The sequence below is a fragment of the Archangium sp. genome, from assembly GCF_036388035.1.
GTDB lineage: Bacteria > Myxococcota > Myxococcia > Myxococcales > Myxococcaceae > Archangium.
Genome location: NZ_DASVSO010000381.1, coordinates 1 through 10,749, shown reverse-complemented (window position 1 = coordinate 10,749; position 10,749 = coordinate 1). Strand labels below are relative to the sequence as shown.

At 69.7% G+C, this 10,749-nt stretch carries 13 protein-coding genes; 7 read left to right on the top strand and 6 right to left on the bottom strand.

The genetic code is table 11. The features are described from left to right. The first annotated feature begins 146 nt into the window (after positions 1 to 146). The 3 genes from VF697_RS15585 to VF697_RS15575 all read left to right on the top strand — a co-directional run bounded on the left by VF697_RS15585 (position 147) and on the right by VF697_RS15575 (position 2,482). Positions 147 to 794 carry a DUF3332 domain-containing protein gene (locus VF697_RS15585; protein WP_331095732.1) on the top strand — a complete coding sequence of 216 codons (648 nt, stop codon included), beginning with the start codon at positions 147 to 149 and terminating at the stop codon, positions 792 to 794. Positions 795 to 906: 112 nt separating this feature from the next. Then, on the top strand, positions 907 to 2,052 hold the full coding sequence (locus VF697_RS15580; RefSeq protein WP_331095730.1) for an aminotransferase class V-fold PLP-dependent enzyme: 1,146 nt from the start codon (positions 907 to 909) through the stop codon (positions 2,050 to 2,052). A 34-nt stretch (positions 2,053 to 2,086) separates the two neighbouring features. Then, positions 2,087 to 2,482, top strand: coding sequence for a hypothetical protein (locus VF697_RS15575; protein WP_331095728.1), 396 nt, complete (start codon positions 2,087 to 2,089; stop codon positions 2,480 to 2,482). A gap of 47 nt (positions 2,483 to 2,529) precedes the next feature. Here VF697_RS15575 and cysK read toward each other — a convergent pair whose 3' ends face one another. Genes cysK through VF697_RS15560 form a run of 3 tightly spaced genes read right to left on the bottom strand, consistent with a single transcriptional unit; the run spans position 2,530 to position 5,076 of the window. Then, positions 2,530 to 3,450: a cysteine synthase A gene (gene cysK / locus VF697_RS15570; RefSeq protein WP_331095726.1), complete on the bottom strand. Its 921-nt coding sequence runs from the start codon at positions 3,448 to 3,450 to the stop codon at positions 2,530 to 2,532. 55 nt (positions 3,451 to 3,505) lie between these two features. Continuing rightward, the gene (epsC, locus tag VF697_RS15565) at positions 3,506 to 4,351 is read right to left on the bottom strand and encodes a serine O-acetyltransferase EpsC (protein ID WP_331095724.1); all 846 of its coding nucleotides are present in this window, start codon (positions 4,349 to 4,351) and stop codon (positions 3,506 to 3,508) included. A 20-nt stretch (positions 4,352 to 4,371) separates the two neighbouring features. Then, the gene (locus tag VF697_RS15560; RefSeq protein ID WP_331095722.1) at positions 4,372 to 5,076 is read right to left on the bottom strand and encodes a hypothetical protein; all 705 of its coding nucleotides are present in this window, start codon (positions 5,074 to 5,076) and stop codon (positions 4,372 to 4,374) included. 126 nt (positions 5,077 to 5,202) lie between these two features. Between VF697_RS15560 and VF697_RS15555 the strand changes: the two genes are divergently transcribed. Both VF697_RS15555 and VF697_RS15550 read left to right on the top strand, forming a co-directional pair. Next, positions 5,203 to 6,351: a hypothetical protein gene (locus tag VF697_RS15555; protein ID WP_331095720.1), complete on the top strand. Its 1,149-nt coding sequence runs from the start codon at positions 5,203 to 5,205 to the stop codon at positions 6,349 to 6,351. Then, positions 6,348 to 7,700, top strand: a complete 1,353-nt coding sequence (locus VF697_RS15550; protein WP_331095718.1) for a DUF6986 family protein — start codon at positions 6,348 to 6,350, stop codon at positions 7,698 to 7,700. The genes VF697_RS15555 and VF697_RS15550 overlap by 4 nt, the downstream gene beginning before the upstream one ends. 12 nt (positions 7,701 to 7,712) lie before the next feature. Here VF697_RS15550 and VF697_RS15545 read toward each other — a convergent pair whose 3' ends face one another. Next, the gene (locus VF697_RS15545; protein WP_331095716.1) at positions 7,713 to 8,669 is read right to left on the bottom strand and encodes a sensor histidine kinase; all 957 of its coding nucleotides are present in this window, start codon (positions 8,667 to 8,669) and stop codon (positions 7,713 to 7,715) included. A gap of 387 nt (positions 8,670 to 9,056) precedes the next feature. On the opposite strand from VF697_RS15545, the gene VF697_RS15540 reads away from it, so the two are divergent. Both VF697_RS15540 and VF697_RS15535 read left to right on the top strand, forming a co-directional pair. Next, the gene (locus VF697_RS15540) at positions 9,057 to 9,575 is read left to right on the top strand and encodes an RNA polymerase sigma factor (protein ID WP_331095714.1); all 519 of its coding nucleotides are present in this window, start codon (positions 9,057 to 9,059) and stop codon (positions 9,573 to 9,575) included. Then, complete coding sequence (locus VF697_RS15535; RefSeq protein ID WP_331095712.1) at positions 9,572 to 9,865, top strand: hypothetical protein; 294 nt, start codon at positions 9,572 to 9,574, stop codon at positions 9,863 to 9,865. Before VF697_RS15540 ends, VF697_RS15535 begins: the two co-directional genes overlap by 4 nt. Before the next feature lie 52 nt (positions 9,866 to 9,917). Here VF697_RS15535 and VF697_RS15530 read toward each other — a convergent pair whose 3' ends face one another. Together VF697_RS15530 and VF697_RS15525 are read right to left on the bottom strand one after the other, a co-directional pair. Further along, positions 9,918 to 10,406: a hypothetical protein gene (locus VF697_RS15530; protein ID WP_331095710.1), complete on the bottom strand. Its 489-nt coding sequence runs from the start codon at positions 10,404 to 10,406 to the stop codon at positions 9,918 to 9,920. Beyond that, positions 10,403 to 10,749 (bottom strand): ATP-binding protein (locus tag VF697_RS15525; RefSeq protein WP_331095707.1); only part of this gene is annotated, 347 nt, incomplete at its 5' end. The genes VF697_RS15525 and VF697_RS15530, both read right to left, overlap by 4 nt.

Below are 10,749 nucleotides of genomic sequence, written 5' to 3'. Positions count from 1 at the left end.
TGAGGCCGGGGTGAGGGTCATTCCTCCCCCGGCCTTTTCATTTCTCATCATGTCACCTCACGTCCTCGCGAATGCGCACCGGCAGTGGAAGTAGGGTGGCCCTCCGGCGGGCCGGGACGTCCGGCCTCGGCCTTCAAGGAGGCTTCATGAAGTCGCGTCCGTTTCGGTTGCTCGCGGCCCTGTTCGTCACCGTCCTGTCGCTCCATGTGTCCGGCTGCTTTGGCTCGTTCGCCCTGACGCGGAAGATCTACGACCTCAACCAGGGGGTCTCGGACAACAAGTTCGTCCAGTGGGCGCTGTTCCTCGGCTTCACCATCATCCCGGTGTACGGGGTGGGCGTCTTCGTCGACTCCCTGATCTTCAACAGCCTGGAGTTCTGGACGGGCAGCAATCCACTCGCGAACGCCGAGACCCTCCCGGATGGAACGCGGGTCGTCCAGCTCAGCCCCTCGGACACGCTGCGGCTGTCGCGTGACGGGGAGAGCGGCGTGATGCGCGTCGAACTGGACCGCGAGGGCCAGGAGCCGCGGGTGCGCTACTTCGAGCCGCTCGAGGACGGCATGGCCGTGCGCGATGAGGCGGGCGCGCTGCTGGTGCGCGCCCGGGAGCGCACGGACGGCGCGCTGGAGGTGACGGATGCCTCCGGCTCGACGATGACGGTGCACTCGCGCGAGGCCATGGCGCAGGCCCGCGAGGCCCTCTTGCAGGGCGGGACGGCCGGGCTCACGAGCTACGTGACGCCGCGCGCCTCCTCGATGCAGCAGGGGCTCGCGCTCACCTGCGCGCCCCACTGAGGCCGAGCCGCGGGCGGCGCGCTCCCTCCACCGGGTGCGCCGCCCGTGGCCGTGTCACCCCGCGCGGGAGCCTACACGGGGGGAGCAGGGGACCGCATAATGCGCCCCACCCATGACCTTGCCCCTCGAGCTCGACCGGTACCGCGCGGAGTTCCCCGTCGTGAAGGAGCAGCTCTACTTCAACCACGCCGGGGTGGCGCCCACGAGTCTGCGCGTCGCCACCGCCATGCGCGAGTGGGTGGAGGAGCTCGTCCAGCACGGCGTCCGTTACGAGCGGGGGTGGGAGGCCCGCACCGAGAACACCCGCCGGCTGGCCGCCCAGATGATAGGCGCGGCTCCGGAGGAGATCGCCTTCGTGCGCAACACCAGTCACGGCCTCGGGCTCGTCGCCGAGGGACTCGACTGGAAGCCCGGGGACGAGGTCGCCGTCGCCTCGTCCGTCGAGTACCCCTCCAACGTCTACCCCTGGTTGCACCTGCGTGACCGTGGAGTCGTGGTCCGGGAGATTGAACCGCGCGAGGACGGTGTCACCCCCGAGGCCGTCGCCGCCGCGCTCACGCCGCGCACCCGGCTCGTCGCCCTCAGCTCCGTCCAGTTCGCCTCCGGCTACCGCACGGACCTGGAGGCCATTGGCGCGCTCTGCGAGCGCTCGGGCGTCCTCTTCTGCGTGGATGGCATCCAGAGCGTGGGCTGCATCCCCGTCGACGTGAAGAAGAGCCGCGTCCACTTCCTCAGCGCCGACAGCCACAAGTGGATGATCGGTGTCTCCGGCATCGGCTTCCTCTATGTGGACCGGAGCGTGCTCCCGCGCGTGCGGCCCGTGCTCGTCGGCTGGCGCTCCACCACGGATGCCTGGAACTTCAACCGCTCCCACTTCGAGCTGCGCCCGGACGCCACGAAGTTCGAGGAGGGCAGTCACAACTATGCCGGCACCTATGCCCTCGGCGCGGCCCTCGGGCTGCTGCTGGAGGTGGGCATGGAGAACGTCGCGGCGCGCATCCGCGAGCTGCTCTCCCAGGCGGACCAGGGGCTGCGCGCCCTCGGGTGCGAGACCGGGCCCACTCCCGAGCACCGCGCCGGCATCCTCACCTTCCTGCCGCCGAGGGGAGAGGTGAAGGCACTCGCCTCGTACCTCTCCGAGCGCAACGTCAGCTTCTCGCTCCGCCGTGGGCGCATCCGCATCTCGCCCCACTTCTACAACCAGCCCGAGGAGATTGAGCGGCTCGTCGAGATGGTGCGCGGGTTCTCGGGGAAGTGAGGCAAGGGGCGAGCTGATACAAGCTGGTGACAACGTGGCTTACATCCCAGATTTTGACTTGGAAGACATGCTCGGTGCTCTGAACTCCGTCATTGAGAAATATGCGGAGGGATCGAAGGAAAGGGATGCCACCGAGCTTGCACAAATTGCGTTGCTCTATATCCACAACACCAGAAAGAGGGATGAGTTCAAGGAGTTCTACAAAAGCTGTTTCGACACGTCGTTCACGGTCGAGGTCTCTCACGAATTCGCGACGCGAGAAGAGGCGGACACATGGCTCGCCAGCGGGAAGGCCAAGGACTCCGAACGTGTGAAAATCGCCGGCAAGGGTTTCATGGCCGTTCAAGTGCCAGGCCGGCTGGTATTCATGATCGCTCCCCTTCCGGAAGAGTTGGAGACGGATGAATGGAAGGATGAGTCCGAGCCGTAAGCCCGGGAGCGAATCCCAGGGCTTACGGTCGTTGCCGCCAGAGGCGATTACTGCGCGGGGAAGAGCGTCTCGATGGAGAGGTAGCGCTCGCCCGTGTCGTAGCAGAAGCAGAGCACCCGGCTCTTGTCGGCGACCTCGGGCAGCTTCTTGTTCACGGCCGCCAGCGCCGCGCCCGAGGAGATGCCCACGAAGATGCCCTCCTCACGCGCCGAGCGGCGGGCGAAGTCGAACGCCTCCTCCTCGGTCACCTGGATGACGCCGTCCAGCGTGTCCTTGTGCAGGTTCTTCGGAATGAAGCCCGCGCCGATGCCCTGGATCGGGTGCGGCCCCGGCTGCCCGCCGCTGATGACCGGCGACTTCACCGGCTCCACCGCGAGCACCTTCAGCTTCGGCCAGTGCTGCTTGAGCACCTCGGCGCACGCCGTGATGTGGCCGCCCGTGCCCACGCCCGTGATGATGTAGTCCAGGCCCTCGGGGAAGTCCTTGAGGATCTCCTGCGCCGTCGTGCGCTTGTGGATCTCGATGTTCGACTCGTTCTCGAACTGCTGCGGCATCCACGCGTTCGGATTCTGCGCCACCAGCTCCTGCGCCCGGGCAATCGCCCCCTTCATTCCCTGCGCCCGCGGCGTCAGCTCGAAGGTCGCCCCGTACGCCGCCATCAGCCGGCGCCGCTCGATGCTCATCGACTCGGGCATCACCAGGATGAGCTTGTAGCCCTTCACCGCCGCCACCATCGCCAGGCCGATCCCCGTGTTGCCAGACGTGGGCTCGATGATGACGCTGTCCTTCTTGAGCAGGCCCCGCTTCTCGGCGTCCTCGATCATCGCCAGGCCAATGCGGTCCTTGATGCTGCCGCCCGGGTTGGCCCGCTCGAGCTTCATGTACACCTCGACGCGCGAGGGGAAGAGCCGGTTGATACGGACGTGCGGCGTGTTGCCGATCGTCTCCAGGATGTTGTTCGCCTTCATGGGTATCGAGCCTCGTAGAGGAGCTGTCTGCCAGGACAGATGAACATCTGTTATATCAGATGTGATACTCGAGTTCGTCGAATTCCGCACCCCCATGTCGCGGGCGGACCTCGCTGCGGCGGGTGACGAGGGACTCGGGCGGGATGTTGTGGGTGATGAAGGCGTTGCCCGCGATGATGCTGCCGCGGCCCACCACCGTGGTCCCCCCGAGGATGGTGGCGTTGGCGTACACCACCACGTCGTCCTCGATGGTCGGGTGGCGCTTCTTGTCCGCCAGGTCCTTCTGCACCTGCAGGGCGCCCAGGGTGACGCCCTGGTAGATCTTCACCCCGTTGCCGATGACGGTGGTCTCGCCAATCACCACGCCCGTGCCGTGGTCGATGACGAAGCGCCGCCCGATGGTGGCCCCGGGGTGGATGTCCACGCCCGTGCGCTGGTGCGCGAGCTCGGTGAGGAGCCGGGGCAGCAAGGGGAGGCCCAGCCGGTGCAGGGCATGGGCGATCCGGTAGATGGCGATGGCATAGAAGCCCGGGTAGGTGAGGATGACCTCGTCCACGCTGCGGGCCGCCGGATCCGCCTCGAAGATGGCGTCGGCGTCCTGGCGCAGCCAGGCGTAGAGGTCCGGGAGCTGCTCCATGAAGTGGCGGGGCAGCTCCGGCGACAGGCCCGGGTAGCGCGACCCGAGCGTCGCCAGCGCCCGGGTCAGCACCGCCTCCACCACCGCCACCTCGGAGCGGACTCCGACGGCGCTACAGTCCAGCCGCTCGGAGAAGTGGGGGAAGAGCAGGGCCAGCACCTTCTCGATGAGCTCCGGCGCCCCGGCGCGTACGTCGGGCGGGAAGCAGTGGTGCTGGCGGGCCTCGAGGAGGGTCTGGATGAGCCGACCGTTGGGTTCGTCCATGGGCGGCGGGAGGTTAACCGCTAGTAGCGGCCCCCGCCCAGCGCGCTGACGGCCGCCGAGAGAATCCGGTCCTCCACCCCCCAGACCGCCTTGTTGAGCCCCTTGATGCCGGCGCCCCGCAGGTAGTCGGTGAAGTCGTGCAGGGCCGTGGAGCGCTGCATGCGCTCGGTCTTCGCCGCGTAGAGCAGCGGGGTGCCCGGCGCGCCGGTCATCCCCAGGTCCGGGCAGGCCTCGGACAGCTTCTTGGGGTCGATGCCCGTCGCCGCCGACATCAGGGCCACGGTGAACTTGTGCACCGGCAGCTCCCGGGCGTTGGGGATCTTCTTCAGCACCGTCTGCCGCGTCTCGGGGCCCGAGTCGAGCTGCTCCAGCTTCACCTGGGTCATGGCCAGGAGCTGCTCGTTGGTGACGTGCTTGTTGTCCAGGATGGCCCGGCGGAAGAGGCTCTCCGGGGTGTCACCCTTGATCTTGATGTCGCACTGCTTGAGGCGGTCGAGCATGACGTTGATCGCCTTGCCCACCTCCGAGTCCGCCGGGCCGCGCCAGGTGCCGGGAGCGGCCTGGGTGACCTGGGCGGCCTTCACGCCCGGGGTCTCGAAGCCGCTCTTCAGCGCGTGACCCACCGCCACGGCGGCGTTCGCGGTGGGGGCGGCCGGAGGGGCCTCGGCCCGCGAGGGCTGGGGGGGCAGCTTGACGGCTACGGGACGACGGCCAATCGGGTCCATGGACCACTCCGGATGCGGCTCGGGGAGGAAAAGCGGGTGCTCGAGGCATTGTCGCAGGTTTCGTGGCGGAAGTTGCTGGGCGCGTGGTTTGACCGGGGGCCCCTCCGCTCCGAGACTCCGGGTGCCATGCGCCTCTTCGTCGACCCCGCCGCCCTGGTTCCGCTGTCCCGCGCTCCGGGTATCCGCCGCCTCCTGCTGGCCGCCCTCCTCGGAGCTGCCTCCGCGGCCTGCCAGACGGCCGCTCCGGCCGTCGCGCCGGTGCCGCGGGAGGGCACCGCCCCGGTGGTCCAGACCCCCGCTCAGGCCTCGTCGGCGCAGGCCGAGCGGCCCGGCGCCAGTCAGGAGCCCGTTCCGACGCTCACCCCTTCCAGTGAGCCCGTCCTGGAGCTCAATGGTCTCCAGGATCCCGTCCAGGCCCTCAATGGCCTCTTCCACCAGCAGTACGCGAGTACCCGGGCGGCCTATGTCGCCCGACTCGGTACCGAGGAGCGCCCCGTGCTGCTCATGGACGGGACGCTCACCCTCCAGTGGCGGGGCAAGGACGCCCAGTACCCCGTCCTCACCCCCCGCTACCATGCGCTCAAGGCCCTCTCGCACGTGCCGTTTGGCGTCTACGTGGAGCTGCTGGGCAATGCCGGCCCCTCGCTCTCCGAGGACACGAAGGCCCGCTTCCAGCGCACGCGGGAACTCATCTCCGCCGCCCAGGCCGTGCTGGAGGATCCGGGCTCCACCACCCGCCGCGTCCTGCCTCCCGGACTCGTGGAGGGTCAGCGCACCCTGCTGCGGGAGTCCGACGCGCTACTCGCCGAGAGCCTCTCGCGGGGCAGGCCCTCGCCGGAGCGCCTGGCCCGTTTCGTCCAGGCCGTGCGTCCCTTGCTGATCGCCAACGTCCGGGCCTCGGCCCGTGACGAGCTCGACGAACTCCACCGGCACGTCGGTGCCATCCGGGCCTCGATGACCCCGGAGCAGTGGGCGCGGGTCGTCGTCGTCATCAGCACCAGCCGCCAGGCGCGCGCGCGGGAGGGCTCCCTCCAGTACTTCGAGCGGCTCCTGGGTGAGCCGCCCATGGGCGAGGGCGCCTCCAAGGAAGGCCGCATCGTCGTCCTGGAGGCTTTCGGCTCGCGCAAGCCGCTGGAGGTGATGGGCGTCCACGAGTTGGACCAGGACGCCGCCGCCGGGCTGCTCGGCGACAAGCGCCTCCTCCAGAGCGATCTGCTCTCGCCGTATGTCGCGGAGTACCTCGGCCAGCTCCTCCCGTCTCCGAACGCCCCATGAAGACGACCCTGACCACCCAGAGCCTCTCGGACACACGTGCCTCCCTGCGGGAGGCGAATGCCGCCCTCAACCGTCTCTACCCGGGGGCCTCTTCCCGCCGTCAGCCCATCCATGTCGTCTATGGAGGGGCACACCTCTTCAAGGCCGATACGGCCTCGAAGCTGGCCGAGGTGGCGCTGCGCTCCCTGGAGGAGTACGCGCCGGATGCGCGCACCCTGGCCCGGGCGCTGGGCCTGGCGGAGGAGGGCACCCTGGCGGAGACCGTCCACGCACGGGTGGGGGACAAGCTGCGGCGCGAGGCGGTGGAGGACTACCGCATCGACTTCGAGGATGGCTACGGCCACCGACCGGATGCGGAGGAGGACGGGCACGCGGTGGCCGTGGCGGAGGAGCTGGCCCGGGGTCTGGAGCGCGGCTCGCTGCCTCCCTTCGTCGGCATCCGCATCAAGTCCTTCAGCGAGGAGCTCTTGCCTCGCGCCGTCCGTACCCTGGACCTCTTCCTCTCCGCGCTGGTGGAGAAGACGGGGGGACGCCTGCCGCCCCACTTCGTGGTGACCCTGCCCAAGGTGACGCTGCGCGAGCAGGTGGCCGCGCTCGACTCCGTGCTGGGCCAGCTCGAGGCCGGCCTGGGCCTGGAGCGGGGTGGGGTGAAGGTGGAGCTGATGGTGGAGACGCCGCAGTCCCTCTTCGACCTGAAGGGGACGCTGGCCCTGCCTCTGTTGGTGGCCGCCGCCAACGGCCGCTGCACCGGAGCGCACTTCGGCGCGTATGACTATACCGCCGCGTGCGACATCACCGCGTCCTGCCAGCACCTGCTCCACCCGTCGTGCGACTTCGCCCGGCAGGTGATGCAGGTGTCCCTGGCGGGCACGGAGGTCCACCTCTCCGACGGAGCCACCACCGCCATGCCCGTGGGGCCGCACAAGGCCCCCAAGGGCGGCACCCTCACTCCGGCCCAGCGGGAGGAGAACCGTGCCGCCGTCCACCGCGCGTGGCGCCTCCACGCGGACAACGTGCGCCAGGCGCTGACGAACGGCTTCTACCAGGGGTGGGACCTGCACCCGGCGCAGCTTCCCGTGCGCTACGCCTCGGTGTACGCCTTCTTCCTGGAGGGGCTGGACGCGGCCTCGCGCCGGCTGCGGGCCTTCATGGACAAGGCCGCCCAGGCCACGCGGCTGGGGGACGTCTTCGATGACGCCGCCACCGGCCAGGGGCTGCTCAACTTCTTCCTGCGCGGCATCGCCTGTGGGGCCCTCACCGAGGACGAGGCCCGCGCCGCCGGCCTCTCCCTGGACGAGCTGCGGACCCGCTCCTTCCTGAAGATCCTCGAGGGACGGCGCGGGAGCTGAGCGTCCCTCGGCTCACGCCGCCCACCGCAGTTGCGGCTGTGCCTCGGAGCGGTGCGACGGGGCGGGCGAGAGCTGCCTCGCGGCGACTTCGGGGAGCTCGGCGGGGGCCTCGTACACGGGCAGGCTCACGCGGAAGGTGGTGCCTCGGCCCACCTGGCTCTCCACGGAGATGTCCCCTCCGAGCGCGGTGACGATGCTGTGGCACACCGACAGCCCCAGCCCCGTCCCCATTCCCACCGGCTTGGTGGTGAAGAACGGGCTGAAGAGACGCTCCAGGTTCTCCGGAGGGATGCCACACCCCGTATCGCTCACCTCCACGATGACCCGCGAGTCACCACTCGCTCGGGCGGAGAGTCGGATCTCATGCCGCGACGCCTGTCCCGCCGGAATGGCGTGGGCCGCGTTGATGAGGAGGTTGAGGAACACCTGGCACAGGCGGCCCTTGTGGCCATGCACCGGGGGAAGCTCGTCCCACTGCTCCACCAGCCGCGCCCGGTCGCGCAGCTCGTAGGCCGCCACCTTCGTCGCGCTGCGCAGGCTGGACACGATGTCCACCGGGCCGCGCTCCATGTCGTTCGGGTGGGAGAGCACCTTGAGGTCGCGGACGATGAGGTGGACACGCTCGGCCCCGTCGCGCGCGTCGGCGAGCGCCTCCAGCATCTCCTGGTGCTCCTCGGAGGAGGCGACCCCGTCCGCGCCCATCAGCTGCTGCTGCACGTAGTCGAGGTTGCCCACGATGAACGCCAGCGGGTTGTTGATCTCATGGCCGATGCCCGCCGCGAGCTGGCCGATGGTGGCCAGCCGCTCCGAGAAGAGGAGCCGGGTCTGGGTGGACTGGAGCTGCCGCAGGCTGTCGGTGAGCCGGGAGTTGGCCTGCTCCAGCTCGGCCGTGCGCTGTCGCAGCGAGCGGTGCATGGAGAGGAGGATGGTGGCCAGCAGCGCCAACGAGAGCCCGAAGAGCACGATCATGTGGGGGGCTATTGCCAGGGGCGTGCCACCGCGCCCCACTCGGGGTGGAGCCAGGGCTCGGGAACGCCGACTGTGGCGTTCCGCCGCACCCACGGGCGCTGGCCAGCCGGGTGCGTCACTTTGGCGCATGTGGCAATACGCCACGGTTCCCAGCCCCTGGCGCACGTGGCGTGGACCCAGCCCGTGGGAAAAAAGAGGGGGGTGAATCCAGAATGCCGGGTCCGGGAGTCTCACCGCGCGAAAACCGATAAGGAGTCCTTCATGAAGGTCCAGCTCATCGCCGCGTGCCTCCTGGCCACCCTCGCCACGGGGGCTCTCGCCGAGTCCCCGCCCCCGGCCTAGGCCCCGGTTGCCCCTTCTTCCTCGCCCACTCCGCCCGAGGTGTCTGTGCGGTCCCCGACCCGGGTGCTGGTGCGGGACGATCGGCGCGCGTTCGGCGAGCTGGTGGCTCGGCACCAGCCCGCCGTGCGTGGCCTGCTGCGCCGGCTGACCGGGGGAGATGGGGCGCAGGCGGATGATCTGGCGCAGGAGACCTTCCTCCGCGCCTACCAGGGACTGCGCGGCTACCGGGGCGGAGCGAAGTTCTCCTCCTGGCTCTACCGCATCGCCTGCAACGCGTTCTTCAGCCAGGACCGGGGCAGCCGCCTCGCGCCGCCGGAGCCTCCCGCGCTGGAGGCCGGGGCCTCCGGGGTGGACGTGCCGGACACGCTCCTGGAGCGGTATGACCTGGAGCGAGCGCTGGCCTCGCTGAAGCCACGCGAGCGGGCCGCGCTCGTCCTCACCTACGCCAACGAGCTCACCCACGAGGAGGCGGCGGTCATCCTCGACTGCCCCCTGGGGACGCTCAAAACCCACGTCGCGCGCGCGAAGGAGAAGCTGCGCCGACAGCTCGAGGAGGTCCCATGAATGGCCACGATGATGAGGCCTGGCTCGACACGCTGCTCCAGCAGCGGCTCCCATCCGAGCTCGCCGACGACGACTTCCAGACGCGGCTCCTGCGGCGCCTCCCCCCACGTGAGCGGCCCGGGTTGCGCGCGCTCTGCCTCGCTGTCACCTGGGGGGTGGCGCTCGCCGTCTTGATGATGCTCTCGGGCGAGGGGGTGGTGGCGTCCGTCGCGACGGAGACGGGCAACCTCGTCGTGCCCTTCAGCCTCGGGGCCGCGCTGCTCTGGTACGTCGCGGATCCTCTGCTCTGAGGCCCGTCGGGCCGTGCGCCCCTACAGCCCTTCCCGCCCCCGACCCGGGTTGCTACGGCTCGGTGAAGGTGAGCGCCAGGTGGCGCAGCTCTTGGCCGTGGACGGGCTTGCGCAGCTCCTTGAGCAGCGGGGTCTCGCCGAACTCCTGGACGATCTCCTCCCAGGAGTAGTCGGAGTAGGCCGAGCAGAGCACCACCCGTTGCGAGGGGTGTACCGTCCACAGGTGCCGCAGCGTCTCCACGCCATTGCCACCGGGCGGCATCCGGTAGTCCAGGAAGACCAACGCGTAGGGACGGCCCGCCGCCACGGCCTCCCGCACCATGGCGACCCCTTCCTGTCCCTGGTAGGCCGAGTCCACCTCGAACTCCGGACCGGAGGGCTCCGCACGAGCGGGGGCCGGGCCGAAGAGGGCCGCCCGCAGCAGCGAGAGCTCCGCCGGGCTCCCGCGGCGCTCCGGACAGAGCAGCCGCCGGAAGTCCTGGTGGATGGCCGCGGAGTCATCGATGACCAGGATTCGCCGCTTGCGCTCCCTCTCACTCATGTCGCCTCCGGGGGGGCGCAGGGCAGCTCCAGGATGAAGGCGGCGCCGTGCCCTGGCCCCTCGCTGTGCGCCGTCAGCGTGCCGCCCAGCTCCTGGGCCGCCAGCGCACTGGAGTGCAGGCCGAAGCCGTGGCCCTCGTCCCGGGTGGTGAAGCCGTGCTGGAAGATGCGCGTGAGCAGCTCCGGCGCGATGCCCATCCCGGTGTCGCGCACCTCGATGCGGACGCGGTCGGCCGTGGGGGCCTCCAGCCGCAGCGTCAGGCACCGCTGCTCCGCGGGCGCCTCATCCAGGGCGTACTTGGCGTTGCTGATGAGGTTGACCAGGATCATCAACACCTTGTGCT